The sequence below is a fragment of the Lyngbya sp. CCAP 1446/10 genome, assembly GCF_026130175.1.
Taxonomy (GTDB): Bacteria; Cyanobacteriota; Cyanobacteriia; order Cyanobacteriales; family Microcoleaceae; genus Microcoleus.
Genome location: NZ_JAIGNI010000043.1, coordinates 1 through 17477 on the forward strand (window position 1 = coordinate 1; position 17477 = coordinate 17477).

Annotated in this window: 16 protein-coding genes and 1 tRNA gene; 11 read left to right on the forward strand and 6 right to left on the reverse strand. The window is 44.2% G+C overall.

The annotated features are described in order from the left end of the window. Both K4039_RS18070 and K4039_RS18075 read right to left on the reverse strand, forming a co-directional pair. On the reverse strand, positions 1–796 hold a 796-nt coding region (locus tag K4039_RS18070), incomplete at its 3' end, for a hydantoinase/oxoprolinase family protein (protein WP_265237127.1). Between the two features lie 83 nt (positions 797–879). Then, positions 880–1731, reverse strand: coding sequence for a M20/M25/M40 family metallo-hydrolase (locus K4039_RS18075; RefSeq protein WP_265237129.1), 852 nt, complete (start codon positions 1729–1731; stop codon positions 880–882). Positions 1732–1778: 47 nt separating this feature from the next. Here K4039_RS18075 and K4039_RS18080 point away from each other — a divergent pair, with 47 nt between their 5' ends. Genes K4039_RS18080 through K4039_RS18090 form a run of 3 tightly spaced genes read left to right on the forward strand, consistent with a single transcriptional unit; the run spans position 1779 to position 3956 of the window. Then, on the forward strand, positions 1779–2939 hold the full coding sequence (locus K4039_RS18080; protein ID WP_265237131.1) for an AAA family ATPase: 1161 nt from the start codon (positions 1779–1781) through the stop codon (positions 2937–2939). 1 nt (position 2940) lies between these two features. Continuing rightward, positions 2941–3618 (forward strand): phage tail protein, encoded by a 678-nt coding sequence (locus K4039_RS18085; RefSeq protein ID WP_265237133.1) that lies wholly within the window; start codon positions 2941–2943, stop codon positions 3616–3618. Positions 3619–3668: 50 nt separating this feature from the next. Further along, positions 3669–3956, forward strand: coding sequence for a hypothetical protein (locus tag K4039_RS18090; RefSeq protein ID WP_265237135.1), 288 nt, complete (start codon positions 3669–3671; stop codon positions 3954–3956). Positions 3957–4140: 184 nt separating this feature from the next. On the opposite strand, the gene K4039_RS18095 is transcribed toward K4039_RS18090, so the two are convergent. Then, the gene (locus tag K4039_RS18095; RefSeq protein WP_265237137.1) at positions 4141–5211 is read right to left on the reverse strand and encodes a DMT family transporter; all 1071 of its coding nucleotides are present in this window, start codon (positions 5209–5211) and stop codon (positions 4141–4143) included. Positions 5212–5530: 319 nt separating this feature from the next. Between K4039_RS18095 and sppA the strand changes: the two genes are divergently transcribed. The 4 genes from sppA to K4039_RS18115 all read left to right on the forward strand — a co-directional run bounded on the left by sppA (position 5531) and on the right by K4039_RS18115 (position 7874). Continuing rightward, the gene (sppA, locus tag K4039_RS18100; RefSeq protein ID WP_265237138.1) at positions 5531–6349 is read left to right on the forward strand and encodes a signal peptide peptidase SppA; all 819 of its coding nucleotides are present in this window, start codon (positions 5531–5533) and stop codon (positions 6347–6349) included. A gap of 203 nt (positions 6350–6552) precedes the next feature. Further along, positions 6553–6960: a chorismate mutase gene (aroH, locus tag K4039_RS18105; RefSeq protein WP_321161626.1), complete on the forward strand. Its 408-nt coding sequence runs from the start codon at positions 6553–6555 to the stop codon at positions 6958–6960. Between the two features lie 228 nt (positions 6961–7188). Further along, positions 7189–7434 carry a hypothetical protein gene (locus K4039_RS18110; RefSeq protein WP_265237140.1) on the forward strand — a complete coding sequence of 82 codons (246 nt, stop codon included), beginning with the start codon at positions 7189–7191 and terminating at the stop codon, positions 7432–7434. After that, a complete protein-coding gene (locus K4039_RS18115) occupies positions 7425–7874 on the forward strand; it encodes an HNH endonuclease (protein WP_265237142.1) in 450 nt (149 codons plus the stop codon). The genes K4039_RS18110 and K4039_RS18115 overlap by 10 nt, the downstream gene beginning before the upstream one ends. 244 nt (positions 7875–8118) lie before the next feature. Here K4039_RS18115 and crtR read toward each other — a convergent pair whose 3' ends face one another. Further along, positions 8119–9009 carry a beta-carotene hydroxylase gene (crtR, locus tag K4039_RS18120; RefSeq protein ID WP_265237216.1) on the reverse strand — a complete coding sequence of 297 codons (891 nt, stop codon included), beginning with the start codon at positions 9007–9009 and terminating at the stop codon, positions 8119–8121. 429 nt (positions 9010–9438) lie between these two features. On the opposite strand from crtR, the gene pyk reads away from it, so the two are divergent. From pyk to K4039_RS18140, 4 genes are all read left to right on the forward strand, one after another. Continuing rightward, the gene (gene pyk, locus K4039_RS18125; RefSeq protein WP_265237144.1) at positions 9439–11226 is read left to right on the forward strand and encodes a pyruvate kinase; all 1788 of its coding nucleotides are present in this window, start codon (positions 9439–9441) and stop codon (positions 11224–11226) included. Positions 11227–11319: 93 nt separating this feature from the next. After that, positions 11320–11391, forward strand: a tRNA-Thr gene (locus K4039_RS18130). Between the two features lie 425 nt (positions 11392–11816). Beyond that, complete coding sequence (locus K4039_RS18135) at positions 11817–12875, forward strand: hypothetical protein (protein ID WP_265237146.1); 1059 nt, start codon at positions 11817–11819, stop codon at positions 12873–12875. A 1-nt stretch (position 12876) separates the two neighbouring features. Then, positions 12877–13242: a hypothetical protein gene (locus K4039_RS18140; RefSeq protein ID WP_265237148.1), complete on the forward strand. Its 366-nt coding sequence runs from the start codon at positions 12877–12879 to the stop codon at positions 13240–13242. 134 nt (positions 13243–13376) lie between these two features. On the opposite strand, the gene K4039_RS18145 is transcribed toward K4039_RS18140, so the two are convergent. Beyond that, positions 13377–14435, reverse strand: coding sequence for a TrkA family potassium uptake protein (locus K4039_RS18145; protein ID WP_265237149.1), 1059 nt, complete (start codon positions 14433–14435; stop codon positions 13377–13379). Positions 14436–14515: 80 nt separating this feature from the next. Further along, a complete protein-coding gene (locus K4039_RS18150) occupies positions 14516–17458 on the reverse strand; it encodes an AAA-like domain-containing protein (RefSeq protein WP_265237151.1) in 2943 nt (980 codons plus the stop codon). Between the last annotated feature and the right edge of the window lie 19 nt (positions 17459–17477).

A 17477-nucleotide genomic window follows, 5' to 3' on the forward strand; every position in this document is an offset into this window, starting at 1 on the left:
TTATCTGTTTTTGTTGTGAATTATTGGCTAAACCCGCCCCTACAGAATCGGGTGGGTTTAGATTGCATAGTTGACTGGTTATTTGTTCGACATAACGGCGTAAAATCGGAGACAAATAAGCATCGACAACCGCAGTATCTCCCCGCGAAACTAATTTCATTAAAGGGCTGACTTCGTGAGATACTGAAATTTGAGTAAAGCCAATTTTTTTCGCTATTTGAGCAACTTGTTTTTCGTGTTCCGAGTAGCGGTAGCCGTGCATAAAGACGATCGCACAACTGCGAATTCCCTCATCGTAGGCTTGCTGCAAAGATGGGATAAAATCCAAATTCACAGCCATTAACTCCTCACCTCTGGCGCTGTAGCGTTCCGCAACTTCGATCGCGCGATCGTACAGCATTTCTGGTAAAATAACGTGACGGGCAAAGATATTCGGGCGGTTTTGATAGCCAATTCTCAGCGCATCGCCGAAACCTTTGGTAATTAGCAGAATAGTGCGATCGCCCTTACGTTCCAGCAAAGCATTTGTCGCCACCGTCGTACCCATTTTAATCGCTGCAATCTCCCCCGCCGGGATCGCTGTGTCGGCGGAAATCCCCAAAATATCGCGAATTCCTTGCACTGCTGCGTCGGTGTAGCGATCGGGATTTTCCGACAGCAGCTTGTGAATTACGAGCTTACCATCGGGATTTTGGGCTACTATATCGGTAAAAGTACCGCCGCGATCGATCCAGAATTGCCAGGAAGTGCGATCGGGAAAATCAGCATTCAGATTTTTATGATGGATGTTTTGCATGAATTTTTGATAGATAAGTCAACCGCAGATGAAAGGCAGATGGACACAGATTAACGCAGATAATTTTAAGTTAAATAAAACTACTATCTAATGTTTTTAATCGCCTCAACCAAACCCCGACAAACACCCGCAAGAAAATCCAAATCCAAAGTCTCAATCTTATCACTCGCTTGATGATAATGCGGATTCCGCATATTAGCCGTATCCGTCACCATAATAGCCGGATAACCATTATCCCAAAAAGGAGCGTGATCGCTGCGGCGAGTATCCGGTACAATTAAACCTCGATTCGGCACCGGCAACCACTCGCAAGGCTGACCAGATTTGCGAATATTCCCGCTCAAAGTAATCATATCGCGAACAGTCCGCAAGTTCCCAATTAAAGCAATAAAATTGCCAATATTCGGATAAAAATATTTTAGTCCCGCCGGGTAGCTTTGGGAGTTGGGAGTGCGATCGCAATAACCCAACATTTCCAAAGAAATCATCAACCGAATTGACTGTTTCTGTTGCTTGCATTTAGCTGTATAATGCTTGCTTCCCCAACAACCAGCTTCTTCCATATCGAAGGCAACTAATTGTACTGGATATTGTAGCGGTTGAAGTGCGATCGCCCTAGCGAGTTCCAGCAAAACAGCAACACCCGTAGCATTATCATCAGCCCCAGCCGTCCCCGGCACTGTATCATAATGAGCGCCTATTATAATCGGCAGCAACCCCTGCTTCGTCCTCTTTTCGGAGGGGGGTAAATCCAAAATAAAATTGTGATGAATTCGCCCGCGCACCGCAAAATCGTCAATTTCTACAGTTCCCCACTGTCCCAATTGTTCGCGGATGTATTGCTGGACATAGAAATGCCCTGCGGATGCCAAGTAAGGATTGCGATCGCGTACAATTTGAATTAGGTGGCCATGCAGGCGTTCTTTGAGCTCCATGCGATCGCAGATACAATGAGTACACTCAAATTATATGAGATTGAATTATGATTGGAGAAGTCAGAATCCAAAATTACAAGTCTATTCAAAAGCTGAAGCTGGAATTAGGACGAGTCACCGTATTGATTGGGGAAAATGGCTGCGGTAAGAGCAATATTTTGGAGGCGATCGCCCTGGCTTCTGCGGCGGCGAGTGATAAACTTGATAACGAGTTCCTAGCTGCACGGGGGGTTCGGGTGACAGAACCTCGATTTATGCGATCGGCTTTTGAAAAGGATAATCTTACTAAAGATATCAGCATTGAATTAAAAGGGAATCAGGAACAACCATTCAGTTGTATTTTAAAAAATGATAATTCTCCCTATTCTCAGTGGGTTAGTCAAACCTTTTTTGGCAAGAATGAAACCTCTCTCAAGAAGGCTGCTAACCTGGTTGTTCAAAAATATGGGGGAGTAGAAAAATTAAAATCTCTATTAGAAGAAACTGACTCACAACAAGTATTTTTAAGCTTCAAAAAAGATGCCGAATCATTTATTCCCATATTTCACTTAAATAAATTTATAATTTACTCACCAGAAAACCCAGCCTTACGAACTTTTGAAAAAGAAGGGCAAATTCAACCATTAGGCATTAATGGCGAAGGCTTATTTAAACTTATAAATGTCTTGAATGCAGATAACCCAGATAAACTCAATCAAATCAAAGAAAAGCTCCGATTGATAGATTGGTTTAAAGATTTTGAAGTTCCTAAAAATTTAGCAGCAATGCAAACTTCTATCCAAATCCAAGATAGGTACTTAGATGCAGATTTAAGTTATTTCGACCAAAGAAGTTCTAATGAAGGCTTTTTGTTTTTACTTTTTTACTTTACCTTGTTCATCAGCGAACTCACACCTAATTTTTTTGCAATTGATAACATTGACGCTTCTCTCAACCCCAGATTGTGCCGCCGGTTAATCCAAGAATTAGTCGAACTAGCAAAAAAACACGATAAACAAGTCATCTTTACAACTCACAACCCGGCAGTTTTGGACGGTTTGAATTTAGATGATGACGAACAGCGGCTGCTTGTAATTTCCCGCAACCAATTAGGTTATACTAAAGCTAAACGCATTCTCAAACCTCAACCTTTGGAGGGACAAGAACCTGTGAAATTATCAGAGGCATTTTTGAGAGGCTATATCGGCGCACTTCCTAAGAATTTTTAAGATGATTAGTTTTGGATTGATTACAGAGGGACTTACCGATCAGATTGTGATTGAGAATATTTTAGCTGGATATTTCAATAGTCCTGATCTAGATGTCCAACCACTGCAACCAGAAAGAGATAAAGACAATCAGAATAAATCTCAATACGGCGGTTGGACTCTAGTTTTTGATTATTGCAAGTCAAAAGATTTTCGAGAATCATTTCAATTTATTGACTATATCATTATTCAAATAGATACTGATGTTTCAAAAGATTATAATATCGCTCATCAAGATGAAAATGGTGAGTTTACTCCTCAGCAGTTGATTGCAAAAGTTATTGAGAAATTTAGAGGCGCGATAGGTGAGGATTTTTACAATACAAATCAACAGAAGATAATTTTTGCAATTTCTGTACATTCTCTTGAGTGTTGGTTACTCCCACTGTATTATGCAGAGAAAAAGAAAAAAGCTAAATGCAAAGAATGTCTCAAGAAATTAAATGAGCAGCTTTTGAAGAAACACAAGTTTACAATTGACAAGAATGCTAAAAAACCTGATTATTATCGAGAGATTTCCAAACAATATGGCAAGCATAAAGTTTTGATGAAGCATTACCAAGATAATCCTAGTTTACAAACTTTTATAGAAGAGATTCAAGGTAGAAATATTCAAATTGTTGAAGAGGATGAGTGGTAACGATCAAGATTTTTATGTCGTATAATAGAGACAAAAATTAGGAGATTAGTATGCAAGTATACAAACTTAGAGGTAAAATCGATGCCACTGGCAACTTGGTACCTTTCGAGCCACTGGATATGCCGCCCGGAGATGTGGAAATCATCGTTTGGCCGGTGGCTGATGCTGTTAAACTGGCTAGCGAGTCGAAAAGTGCGATACCTGAGACACCTCAGACAAAGTTTAAAACTAGAGTGAAGGCATTTCAAGCCTGGTTTGAGAATACTGAGCCTGTCCCGCCTGACTTCGATGCAGACGAAGCTAGATGGGAAGCTTTGAAGGAGAAACACAACTTGTGAAAGTCCTCATGAATACTCATGATTTAAGACTTAACGAATTCTTGCCACAGCAATTATAAATCGAATAAAATATGGACACGGCAGTGCCGTTTCCCTACCCGAAAAGGGCTATAAATTTCTCTGAAATACAGGACACGGAAGTGCCGTGTCCCTACCTGAAAACGGCTATAAATTTCCCAAAACCCTAAACTTCCGACTCCAATTCTGTAGCCCGCACTTGCACTGGAAATTCAACTTTCTTCAACTCAGACGACTCTAATAACTGCACTTTTTCCTCAGAATTAGCTTCACCATTCCGCCCTTTTCCCAACTTCTCCGCCAAAGTATCCCGCTGGTTGATTAAATAAATACTTACCAACGTCAGCCCGACTCCCATCGATTGCAGCGGATTCAATACCTCACCCAAGAACAAATTGCCGAACAGCAAAGCAAAAACTGGGGTAAGAAAGGTAAGAGAACTTAAACTTGTCAGACTGCCACTTGAAGCAAAATAAAAGAATAAACCGTAGGCGATCGCACTTCCGAACACTGTAGAATAACCTAAAGCCATCCAACCCGAAAAATCGATATTCACAAACTGCTCGGACTCAGTAGCCGCCGACATCGCCAACAACGGCAAACCGCCTAAAATCATGTGCCAGCCCGTCGCCACAATCGGGTCAACATAGCGACAAACCCAGCGCACCAAAACCGTACCCACAGCCATCGACAAAGCCGCCAACAGCATCAACCATTCCCCGCCCTCAAACACACTTTCGATACCCGCAGAAACCTGCGCGCTTTCAGGATGAAACAGCCCTAAAATAAAGCCATCCGGCAACCCAATTAAACTAATCCCAACTACACCGATTGCTAGTCCCAACCAGCCCCAAAAACCAATTTTTTCTTGAAACAGCCACAAACACAAAATCGCCACTGCTAGCGGTTGAGAATCAATCATCACCGAGCCCAAACCCGCACCGGTTCTCGCCAAACCTTCGGCTAAAAAGCCTTGAAACAAAGTACCGTCAACTAACGCAAACAACGAAATCCACAGCCAAGCTTTCCAACCCTGCGGTTGCTGTTTTCCCATCAGCGCCGCCGCCAGCAACACCAACACGCCCGCAGGTAATAAACGCACGAATGCCACAAACAGCGGTGTCGTGTGCGGCATGACTCCTTTCATCGCTACCATCGCGGTTCCCCACAGGAAAAACGGCGCGATTAGCAACAGCGGCGCAAAGGGCAGTTTAGAATCGGTAATTTTTAGCTGCATGGCGGGACTCCAAATAATTGATGAGAGTGGCTCTCACGGGAATGATGTAGATTTGTTAAGCAATTTTTACAATTATAGATCGAAGGTGGGTTAAGTGCGATCGACCGATCGGCAAGAAACCGGGTTTTTTCACCCAGATATTCGCTTCAAACCCTGAATCTCTGCAAAAAACCCGGTTTCTTCAGTCTCATCGAGTAGCCTTCTTCCCTCTTCCCTCTTCCCTCTGACAACTGTCAACTGTCAACTGTCAACTCTTCCTTCAGATGAGTCACACTATAAGTTAGCTACAAAAAATCGTAACATTGCCTGTAAACTGCCCATGATTTGGCCATTAAAGCCCCGCTACCGCAAACAAATCGCCCGCATCGAAGTCACCGGAGCCATTGCCGGAGAAACGCGCAAACGAGTTCTGGAAGCTCTCAAAACCGTTGAAGAGCGCAAATTTCCCGCCTTGCTGCTGCGGATAGACAGCCCTGGCGGCACAGTCGGCGATTCCCAGGAAATTTACAGCGCGCTCAAGCGTTTGCAAGAAAAAATCAAAATAGTCGCCAGTTTCGGCAATATTTCAGCTTCTGGCGGAGTCTATATCGGCATGGGAGCTCACCATATCGTTTCCAATCCCGGTACAATTACCGGCAGCATTGGCGTGATTATCCGCGGCAACAATATAGAAAAGCTGCTAGAAAAAGTCGGCGTTTCTTTTCAGGTGATTAAATCGGGGCCGTATAAAGATATCTTGGCATTTGATCGACAATTGACCGATCCAGAACAGCAAATTCTGCAAGACTTAATCGACACCACATACCAGCAATTCGTCGAAACCGTCGCCGAAGCGCGGAAACTCCCAGTTGAAAAAGTCAAAACCTTTGCCGACGGTCGCATTTTTAGCGGTCAGCAAGCCTTAGAATTGGGTTTAGTCGATCGACTGGGAACCGAAGAGGACGCTCGCCGCTGGACAGCCGAACTCGCAGGTCTCGACCCCGAAAAAACCGAATGCTGCACGCTAGAAAAAGCCAAACCTTTCCTAAATCGGGTATTGGGGAGTAGTCTGGATACATCCGGGCTTTCAGCTTACAAAAACTTGCTGGAATTCGAGCTTTCTACTAGCGGTTTACCGCTGTGGCTGTATCGCCCGTGATTTAATAGTCAGTTGGCAGTTGGCGGTTGGCAGTAGTCAGTTGGCAGTTGGCAGTTGGCAGTTGGCAGTTGGCAGTTGGCAGTGGTAATTGGTAATTGGTAATTGCAACTAACAACTAACAACTAACAACTAACAACCAACAACTAACAACTAACAACTAACAACTGACAACTGACAACTAGCAACTGACAACTGACAAAAAAATGGAGAATATTTGCGTGGAATGGCAAGTGCGGGCGATTCGCGGGGCAACAACTGCCAGCGAGAATTCGGTAGAAGCAATTCGAGAATCGGTGAGAGAATTGTTAGATGAATTAGAAACAAGAAATAATTTAGAGCCGGAATTAATGATTAGTGCTACGTTTTCAGTCACCCGCGATTTGGATGCTGTCTTTCCGGCCGCGATCGCCCGCGAACGTCCCCGCTGGTGCAATGTTCCTTTGTTGGATGTCCAACAAATGCACGTTAAGGGTTCTTTAGAACGCTGCATCCGTTTTTTAATTCACATCAATTGGCCGGCACATACCGAAATTTATCATCCTTATTTGCGCGGAGCTCAAAATTTGCGCCCCGATTGGAATTTAGCCGTCGCGCTTGCCGCAGAAAAATAAGAAAATCACTTTTTGATTGATTCAAGAGTTAACCCACCAGCAACGGTGGGTTTATTTTTAACTGAGTTAGCCCACTTTTCAGAAATGGGAAACGATACAGACGCTCTTCCGTTTCTCTACAAACGCTCCTCTATAAACTTTATAAAAATTAACCCAAAAGAAATAAAATTGAGTCAATTTTATGGTATAATTAGTGTTTAAAATTAGTAATTAAATCATTAAATAACCATGATAGCTGAACTTATGGTACAACCTTCCTACTGGATTGATAGTGACATATCAATTCAGAAAGTCAGAAATCTTTGCTTATTCAAATTTACCGAAAATCTGCAAGCTAGATTGGAAGAACTGGCCGAGGGAAAAAAGGCTAATGTTTTAAATTCAGAAGAGGTTGTAGAACTAGCAAGCCTACTAGAACTGGATCGGATTTTTACCTTAATTAACGCTAAAGTTATAGCAGCCTCATGTCCATAAACCGTGCTACTCGAAATTTAGTAAGAAGTAGGGCTAGTTTTTTTTGTGAATATTGCCATTCTGCCGAAGAAAGTAGCTCTACTTTATTTACGATAGATCATATTTTACCTCGATCAATTGGTGGTAGTGATGAACTCGAAAACTTAGCTTTAGCTTGTCATCGCTGTAATAATAATCGCTATAACTTTATTACTGGTACTGATCCAGCAACTGAACAGGAAGTAACTTTATTTAATCCACGTCAACAGCAATGGTTAGATCATTTTATATGGTCTGTAGATGGTTTAGAAATAATCGGTATTACTCCAACAGGTAGGGGGACTTGCGATCGATTAGACCTTAACGATCGATATCATAATGAAAGAGCGATTATCAAAGCTCGTCGTTTATGGATTAGTGCAGGGTGGCATCCTCCTAAGCGCGATCCTCGCCAAAATTAATAAGATCGATCTTATATCCATAGCGTATTGCGCCATAGTAAGCGGTAGGGTGCGTCAGAAACATTAATTCTCAATCATTACTCCTAATCTAATTCGCTCCGCACCATCTATTCCAGAGGTGCGTCAGTTGTGAGATTGTGAGGAAAGTCACGAAAATTTAATTCTTCCCTCTTCCTTCTTCCTTCTTCCTTCTTCCCTGTTCCTTCGCAAAAAAACCGGCTTCTCAAAGAAACCGGATTTTTCGTCAATCATTAGCCTTCTTGTGATGCAGCCTAATCCCTAAAAAGATGTCATATATAAAACTCCAAAAATCCTTTTTACCTTCCAATATTCCCAGACTTTGAGGAGAACCCTTTTCATCTAATAGCGGCTTCACAGCTTCGTAAGCTGGCTGGTAATTGTACCAAGGAATTGAAGGCCACAAATGATGAATCAGGTGATAGTTCTGCCCCAAAATTAAAATATTCAGAATTGGACTTGGATATACTCTGGCATTTTTCCAGCGATCGCGCTCGTGAAACGGACGGTGCGGCAAATAATCAAAAAATAACCCCAAGGCTAATCCCACCACCAAAGCAGGAGAAAACCAGAAATTCAGCACGTAACCCAAATGGTCGTATTGAATTGAGATATAAACCACTCCGATTACAAACAAGCGGCTAAAAAACCATTCCCAAAGTTCGTATTTCCGCCACAGTTTACGCTTAAAGAAGAAAATCTCGTGGTAAAAGAACCTTGCAGCAATCAACCACAGAGGCCCGCCAGTAGAGACATAATGGTCTGGATCGTTTTCTGGGTCATTGACGTGGGCGTGATGCTGCATATGTACCCGCGTAAATACGGGGTAAGCAAAGCCCAACATCAGCGCGCTACCATGTCCCAAAATAGCGTTAATTGTGCGATCGCGATGCGCTGAATGGTGAGACGCATCGTGAATGACTGTTCCGGCCATATGCAAGGCCAGCACGTTCAGCGAAAAACAACACCAATCTGGCCAGTTTCCGTACCAGTAACCCACAAAGGAAATCGCGATAATCGCTAATGCACTCAAAAACAACAGCAGCGTCGGATTCAAGTCACCCGGAGGACTCAGAAACTCTTTCGGCACTGTCAGTGGCCGTCCTGCCTCCGACATCTTTGTTAACACTCCTTAATATTTCACCCTTGCGTAGTATAAGATATCAAGTCTCCAAATAGTAAAGTTTGGTAAAAAAACTGAGTTGGCTCAGAAGACACTAGCGCCTGCACCACAAGCAAAGTATTGCTGCTCGGAAACCATACCAATGCTAGATTAGTCAAAGGGCAGAGCAGCCCAACTCAAATAAATGGGTATATCTGTATTTATGTCAAGCCTGGAATCGGAAATATTTTCAAAAAAGGGCGATCGCCAAGAAAAGATTACCGATCGGTAAAAAGTCAGATATTGTATATATTGGTCAATGCCTGCTGTTTTGACCACTATCAAAATTTTTAAGACTTGAGACTAGCGTCATTCCTTGTAGTAAAAGATGAAACGTTAGCCGAAATTTAAACAAGAAATCCTCCAGCCACCCCATCTCAATTCATGCAACCGTCAAAAGCCCTACGCCGAACTAAAATTGTCGCCACCATTGGCCCAGCCACATCCAACCCACAAGTGCTGCGGAACCTCATAGAAGCTGGTGCGACAACTTTGCGACTCAACTTTTCCCACGGAACAGAAGAAGACCACCAGCGCAGCATTCGCTTAATCCGGCAAACCTCCTTTGAACTCAACCAGCCGGTCGCCATCCTCCAGGATCTCCAAGGCCCAAAAATTCGTTTAGGGCGCTTTGAAACAGGCTCTATAGTTGTCAAAAACGGCGATCCTTTCATTTTGACCAGCCGCCCGGTTGTCGGCACAGAGCTCATTTCTTCCGTCACCTACGAAACCCTAGCTTCGGAAGTCCCAGAGGGAGCCACGATTCTGCTCGACGACGGGAAAGTGGAAATGCGCGTCGAAAAAGTAGACCGTGGCGCGGGAGAACTCTACTGCCGCGTTGTCGTTGGTGGGCCGCTTTCCAACAACAAAGGCGTGAATTTTCCGGGAGTATACCTGTCAATTAAGGCGCTGACTGATAAAGACCGCAAAGATTTAATGTTCGGCCTCGACCAAGGTGTCGATTGGGTAGCCCTGAGTTTCGTGCGGAATCCCCAGGATATGCTCGAAATTAAAGAACTGATTGCCAGTGCGGGTAAGCAAGTACCGGTGATTGCTAAGATCGAAAAGCACGAGGCGATCGAACAAATGGAAGAAATTCTCGCCCTTTGCAACGGCGTGATGGTCGCCCGCGGCGATTTGGGCGTGGAACTACCCGCCGAAGACGTGCCGATTTTGCAAAAGCGGCTGATTGCGACTTCCAACCGCATGGGGATTCCGGTAATTACCGCTACCCAGATGCTCGACAGCATGGTCAACAATCCCCGTCCTACCCGCGCCGAGATTTCCGACGTGGCTAACGCCATTCTGGACGGAACTGATGCGGTAATGCTCTCCAATGAAACCGCTGTCGGCAACTTTCCTGTCGAAGCGGTGGCGACGATGGCGAGAATTGCCGTCCGCATCGAGAGGGAAGGAATTAGGGGCAATATTAGAAATGTAGAAGATGTTGGTCGATCGATCACCAACGGCATCAGCCAAGCAGTCAGCCAAATCGCCGAACAGTTAAACGCCGCAGCGATTATGACGCTGACCAAAACCGGCTCTACAGCCCGCAATGTCTCCAAATTTCGACCAAAAACTCCAATTTTGGCAATTACTCCCCACGTAGACGTAGCCCGACAACTGCAATTAGTCTGGGGAGTAAAACCCCTGTTGGTGCTAGATTTGCCCTCCACAGGCCAGACATTTCAATCTGCGATCAATGTCGCCCAAGAAAAAGAATTATTGTCCGACGGAGATTTAGTGGTGATGACCGCCGGTACTCTGCAAGGGGTTGCCGGATCGACGGATTTGATCAAAGTTGAAGTAGTGACAGCGGTTTTAGGCAAAGGCACCGGTGTCGGTTTGGGCTCGGTAAGCGGGATGGCCAGGGTTGCTCGCACTGCTACGGATGTGGCGAATTTCCGCGCTGGCGACATTTTGGTAGTGGAGCGCACCAGCGCCGATTTTGTGGAGATGATTCGCAAAGCCGCTGGTGTGGTGACGGAGGAGGAAAGTTTGACTTCTCACGCTGCGATTATCGGTTTGCGCTTGGGCGTGCCGGTGATGGTGGGTGTGGAGAATGCGATGCGAATAATTCGGGACGGCACTATGCTGACGCTGGATATGCAGCGGGGTTTGGTTTATTCCGGGGCCAGAGCCGGCTCAAATGACGGGGAACTGGTTGTTTAACAAGTTCTGAGTTAGGAGTTGTGGAGTTTTGAATTTAATTCTACAGCTTCTTGCTTTTTTATCGAAGTTATGCTATAGTCAAAAGTTGTTTGTGCCGATGTAGCTCAGGGGTAGAGTATTCGATTCGTAATCGAACGGTCGTGGGTTCAAATCCCACCATCGGCTTTAAAAAATTTCGACCTTTGGGTATTCTGGGGGTTAGCTGTTCCGCGAGGCGCTGGATCTGGATTTTGACGGGTAAGTTTGTTGTGTCGGTGTGGTTGGATGTGATTTATGGGCGATCGCGTGAGAGAGTAAAGAAGTAGGGTGCGATCGCTCCAAATGGTAAAGTTTGATAGGTCGAGGGCGATCGTATGACTGAAAACAGGTGAGCCTGTGATTCCGGTATGGTTATATCGGATACAGCATTTGGCAAGTAGGTTAGCAGGGGAGAACGAGAGTGCTATTGCCTGTGTTGGGAGTGCTATTGCCTCTGTTGGAATAGTGCGCCTTGTCAGAGATACAAGGCTAGAGATACCAGAAAAAAAATTTAGCTTTTAAGCCTTTTTTAGGTTAAGATTAAGAAACAATAAAAGCCACTATATAGAAAAATGTCTCTCGCACAACCCCCAGAAGCAAAAGCCACTATCCGCTTGATGGGTCAGGAAATGGAGAATTGTGAAGTCCCCATCGAAATTTTAGTGCGTGTTCTAGGTGGATTGCAACAAATTATTTACCTACTCGCTACTGTCGAAGAAAAAGAGACAGTGAAACAACGATTTAAAGTGCCTTTGGAAATGCAGCAGCGTTATGCTTTACGTGCTAGCATTCCTCAACCTGGAAGCTATACCCTTCCTGTTGTGCTGAACTCAGGTTTTAATAGTCACGTGGGCAATTATACAGCAATTATGGACAAACTGGAGGAATTTTTTTCCAGTTTAATCCATTCAAACTTTAACCAAGTTCAGGATATTTTCCCCGATTCTAAACTCAGGAATAGAGCTTTATTAGAAAGTAAAAGAATCCTACCAAAAGCCGGAGAAAATTGGAGTTTAGGATTTTCACTAGCTGATAGACCTGAATTAAATCTCACCAACGAATCTACCGCTTATATCAATGATTGGCTCAATCAAGAATCCTCTGAAGATACTGTAATGACAGTCACAGGAGAACTAATTCGCATTGACTTTGATAAACACACGGTAGTTTTAAAGTATCCACCTACTCATCAGGAAATCGAATGTTTTTACCTGGAAGAGTTAGAAGATTCAATGATTAAAAATCGTCGCCTGCCAATCCAGGTAACAGGTCAGTTTACTTTGGATGCTGAGGGTCATCCTACTAAACTAACAGATGTTACCAGAATAGAACCTGTAGAACTATCTCCCATTATTCTGCGAGAAATTTCCTGGTTAGATAGAAAGCTTATTTGCAAAAATCCCCTAAGACTGACCCCTAAAATGGATGAAGATACCAGTCAATTATTTGTTGTTGAAGAACCTAACATAGGGATTGACGTTTTTGCTTATACTCGTAATGATTTAATTAATGAAATTAATGAACAAATTGTGATGATGTGGGATGAATATGCCAAAGCGAGTGTTGAGGATCTAGCCTCAGATGCTCAACATTTAAGAAAGCAGTTACTCAACCAAATTGAAGAGGTCTAGAATGCCACGCCCGAAATCAAAAGTTGAGTCTGGATTATTAAAAAAGGGATTTCAAGAGTCAGAAGGAGATCATCATTATTTCATTTACTTTACCCGAGACGGCAAAAAAACAGCAGTAAAAACTAAAACAAGCCATACAAAGAAGATGAAAGATATTCCTGATAATCTTTTGGGTCAAATGGCGAAACAGTGTTTTTTAGCAAAGCAACAATTTTTAGATTTGATTGATTGTCCACTGACTCGAGAAGACTATGAAAAAATTCTCCAAGTCAAAGAAATTATAAATACTTCTGATACTTCACCATTTCCCCAAACTCCAGAAAACAATGCTGACACTGGCCATCCACCCAAAGGGCCGACACCTTAAACCGCGCCCCACAATGAGGACACTCCGATCGCAACCTTAACCCATGCCTCCCACAGCCCTGCATCCCCTTAAACTGCCACTCAATCTTCTGACAAGGCGACTCCCCATAACAAGCCCCACATAACTCGGCTCTATTACTTCGGAGGGCGAGGGACGCGAGAACTCAGCGGGCTGAGGATTTGATTCAGGGCTCGCAATTGTTCAGCAGTACCCAAACAAATCAGCATATCTCCTCCTTCGATCGCAGTTTCTCCAGTTGGCCCCACAATCAAATGGCCGTCAGCCCGCCGCACTGCTAAAACTAAGGCCCCGGATTGCGATCGCAATTTGGCATTTCTCAAAGTTTCTCCGACGTAAACACAACTATTCGGATCTACCAGAAATTCTTCCATGTAAAAAGAACTATCGGTTCCCGTCAGAACCCCATCTAAAAAATCCATCACTTGAGGGCGCAAAGCAGCCGCCGCCATGCGTTTTCCGCCCGTAATGTAGGGGGATACGACGGCATCGGCGCCGCCACGCTGCAACTTCTTTACAGCTTCTTCTGTGGTGGCGCGGGCGATCGCCCTTACCTTCGGATTCAGAGTTTTCGCCGACAGCACAGTGTATAAATTCTCAGCATCCGATGGCAAAGCTGCTACGATACAAATTGCGCGATCGATCCCCACATTCAGCAAAATTTCGTCCAGCGTCGCGTCTCCCTGCACCGCCTTGTACCCCAGCGCCAAGGCAGCCTCGATCGAATGTATCGCCAAATCTACCACCACAAAAGGGATTTTTTCTGCTTCAAATTCCAAGGCAATCTGCCGGCCGGTGCGCCCAAAACCGCAGAGAATATAATGTCCGATCAAAGAATCTACCAAACGCCGCTGCTGCCTAATTCTTGCTCCTTCTTGAAAATACCCTTGAATCAGCGCTTCTGTAAAGCGGTTAACGATATAACCAATCACCATCACACCCATCAAAATCAAACACATGGTAAACATTCGCCCGCGGCTGCCCAGGGGGTGAATTTCGCCATAGCCGACAGTTGCTAAAGTAAATACAGTCATATAAACTGCATCCAGCAAAGACCATTTTTCTACTTGCCAATACCAGAGAGTACCCGTGCATAAAACGCCACCAAGGGCGATCGCGCCGCCCCTTAACTCTTTTTCCAAATTCTGATACTTTTGCTCTTGAGTTGAATACACCGATCGCCCTGACCTATTATTTATTAGCTGCTACATCTTAGACCAAGTTTCAAACTCCCAGATTTATCTGTGGAGTAAATCTAAAATCTCAAATCGACTGACTGAGTTCCAATCCCGTCGCAGAGGTAGCGATTGTTTTGATTTGCGATCGGATTTGTCTGAAAATAATTGCGGGCAACCTTGCAACCCTGCACCAACAAATCGTCAAGATTAAAATTCCACAGCATCACCGTACCGTCAGCACTAGCACTAGCGATCGCCTTACCGTCAGGACTAAAACTCGCACTCCAAACAGCATCCTTGTTACCTTTTAAAGTTCCGATCAATGTGCCATCAATTTTCCACAACCTCACCATTTTGTCTGTGCTTGCAGATAGCAACATTTGACTGTCGGGACTAAAGCTAATATTTGTCAATCCACTTGTATGTTGCAAAATACTCACCGGCGTGCCGTCTTTGCTCCAAAGTCTTGCCGTTCCCCCAGCACTTGCAGCCGCCAGCATTGCTCCGTCTGGACTGAAAGTTACACTCATAATTTTATCACTTCCTATCTGTAAAGTTCGGAGCAATTTGATATCCCTACTTGCCTCGATTGACTGCTGTTTTTGCAATTGTTCCACAACCTTTGTCAAGCTCCAAAGTTTAACAGTGCCATCAGTACCAGCCGCAGCAAGTATCTGACCGTCTGGGCTAAAACTAGCACTGGTTATCCAACCTCGCTCCACTTTTAAAGTTAAAAATTCTGCACCGTTTATTTGCCATAGCTTAAGAGTTCCATCGGTACTTGCTGAAGCAATAATTTTACCATCTGGACTCAAACAAACGCTGGTTAATTTAGCGCTATGTCCTTTTAAATTGTGCATCAATTTTCCGTTGTTTTGCCAAATTTTGACAGTTTGGTCGTCGCTGGCGGAGACAATTATTTGACTGCTAGGATTGAAGATTGCACTTATAATTTTATCTGTATGCCCTGTCAGTGTTGCTTGCAAAGTTCCATTAGTTTGCCAAAGTTTGATAGTATTGTCATCGTTAGGTGTAGCCAGTATCTGACTGTCGGGGCTGAAACTGACGAAAGCAAGGGTACTGGTTTCACCCTGTAAGTGGCGGCGTTCCCGAAAGCTGTAAACTATTTGTTCTAGGGCGATCGCCACTCGCGTCTGAATTTCTGAACTCACTCCGAGCGATCGCTTAATTTCAGTAGCCGCCCTGATGCTTTCTAGCAAAGCTTCATCTTTTTTGCCAGCAGCAAATAGCGTTTCTGATAGTACGCTGAGAGTCAGAATTTTGTTATTTCTTTCTTCGATTGACGGTTTCACCCAAAATGCTACAATCAGGATTGATATTAATATTCCTGCGGCCCCTGTAATAGTTGCTAATCTGAGGTTGTACTCGCGCCATAACTTATATTGAGTAATTCTTTTCTGTTTTTGTGCTTCTGCTAGTTCCTCTAGTAACTTTTTTTCGCGGCGCAGTTGCTCCATTTCAGCTTTAGTTTGTTTTTCGCGATCGCGAAATCGGGCAAATTCCGCTTCTTGACTAGCACCTAAAAATTGATAATCTTGCGCGCTCAAGCTCTTATTTGCAGACCACTCTCTAGCCTCTTCCAGCGCTTGACCGCGCAACAAGCGAGATTCGTCTTGACAATCTGATGCTATCCATGCTGTTAGCGCTTCGGCATAGGGGCGTAAGTCGCCGAGTGCTTTTTCTACCCAGGTTTGATTGAATATAGCTGCATAAATGCGGTTGGATACGGTTAATTTGCCACCTCGTTTTACCACTAATCCGCTCAGCCGCAATTCTGTTTCTTCGGGAGTATCATCGGCCCCGATCTCCCCTGCCCCCCTTAACAAGGGGGGTTCTGAAAGTTCCTCATTCCTGGTTAATTTGACTGAGGGGAATTCTGGCATTTTCTCCCCCCTTCTTAAGGGGGGTTGGGGGGGATAGACTTGCATTTTCTCCCCCCTTCTTAAGGGGGGTTGGGGGGGATCGGGTTGCAAGATTTTTTGATACAATCCCAATAACCTACTAGCGCGGTGCTGACTTCTCAAAAGGCGATCGCGAATTGTTTTAAGGTGTACCGGTTCATCGGATGATTCCCAATTATCAATAATCTGAGATTGCACTATCTCAGCAATGAATAGGTTCGTAGTAAGGACTTCAGTCCTTCTTTCCTCCAGGTTCGTAGTAAGGACTTCAGTCCTTCTTTCCTCCATTGCACCATAAATAGTAGAAGCATCTTCTAAGCATTTGATATTTTGAAGTATAATTTTGCAAAGCTTTTGAGTCAGAAATGGTTGCCCTCCCGTCCAATCCAAAATCTCTTGCAAAACCTCTTGAGGATTGTCAACTTTTCCCTCAAATCCCTTAGCTAAAGGCAGAGCTTCCTGTAAATTAAAACCGTACAATTCTATAGCTAAACCAATATTAAATGGAGTGCGACTTGCATCAGAAATCAAATCAGACGGCGAAGCTACTCCCAGCAAAGCAAAAGTTAACCGCCGGTATTCTGATTTGTGAGCGCGTTTGTTGTAGCAAGCTCTAATTAACGCAAAAAAATCATCTAGCGGTTCTTGGAAACTGAGAATACTATCAATTTCATCAATAAAAATGACAATCGGTTGAGCAATTTTTGCCAGCAGCAACTCCTCAATTAACTCTCCTAAACGCTGCACGGGCGGCATCAACTCTCTCTCCCGCCACCAAGTCATAAACTCGACGGCGTTAAATAGGTTGAAGCTGCACAAAAGCTTGTAAGCGACGCCGCCGTACCACTTATCCAGAGAGACTTGCTGGCTGCCAATGTCCGAAAGGTCGATCGTAGCACAAGAAATGCGATCGGCCGAGAGCTTTTGTACCGTTTGAACTAATAAGCTGGATTTGCCCATTTGTCGGGAATTGAGAACATAACAAAACTCTCCGGCTTTGAGAGCTTCATAGAGTTCTAAATCAGCTTGTCGCACTACATAAGTAGGTGCATCTTGCGGGAGACTGCCGCCGATTTGATATTGATAATCGACTGTCATAATGTTGCCTATAGTTAGA

Excerpts from the sequence above, each read along its gene's own strand:
- K4039_RS18080 (WP_265237131.1), top strand. The coding sequence starts at position 1,779 with ATGATTGGAGAAGTCAGAATCCAAAATTACAAGTCTATTCAAAAGCTG.
- K4039_RS18115 (WP_265237142.1), top strand. The coding sequence starts at position 7,425 with ATGTCCATAAACCGTGCTACTCGAAATTTAGTAAGAAGTAGGGCTAGT.
- K4039_RS18085 (WP_265237133.1), top strand. The coding sequence starts at position 2,941 with ATGATTAGTTTTGGATTGATTACAGAGGGACTTACCGATCAGATTGTG.
- K4039_RS18110 (WP_265237140.1), top strand. The coding sequence starts at position 7,189 with ATGATAGCTGAACTTATGGTACAACCTTCCTACTGGATTGATAGTGAC.
- K4039_RS18095 (WP_265237137.1), bottom strand. The coding sequence starts at position 5,211 with ATGCAGCTAAAAATTACCGATTCTAAACTGCCCTTTGCGCCGCTGTTG.
- aroH (WP_321161626.1), top strand. The coding sequence starts at position 6,553 with ATGGAGAATATTTGCGTGGAATGGCAAGTGCGGGCGATTCGCGGGGCA.
- K4039_RS18150 (WP_265237151.1), bottom strand. The coding sequence starts at position 17,458 with ATGACAGTCGATTATCAATATCAAATCGGCGGCAGTCTCCCGCAAGAT.
- crtR (WP_265237216.1), bottom strand. The coding sequence starts at position 9,009 with ATGTCGGAGGCAGGACGGCCACTGACAGTGCCGAAAGAGTTTCTGAGT.
- K4039_RS18075 (WP_265237129.1), bottom strand. The coding sequence starts at position 1,731 with ATGGAGCTCAAAGAACGCCTGCATGGCCACCTAATTCAAATTGTACGC.
- K4039_RS18140 (WP_265237148.1), top strand. The coding sequence starts at position 12,877 with ATGCCACGCCCGAAATCAAAAGTTGAGTCTGGATTATTAAAAAAGGGA.
- sppA (WP_265237138.1), top strand. The coding sequence starts at position 5,531 with ATGATTTGGCCATTAAAGCCCCGCTACCGCAAACAAATCGCCCGCATC.
- pyk (WP_265237144.1), top strand. The coding sequence starts at position 9,439 with ATGCAACCGTCAAAAGCCCTACGCCGAACTAAAATTGTCGCCACCATT.
- K4039_RS18090 (WP_265237135.1), top strand. The coding sequence starts at position 3,669 with ATGCAAGTATACAAACTTAGAGGTAAAATCGATGCCACTGGCAACTTG.
- K4039_RS18135 (WP_265237146.1), top strand. The coding sequence starts at position 11,817 with ATGTCTCTCGCACAACCCCCAGAAGCAAAAGCCACTATCCGCTTGATG.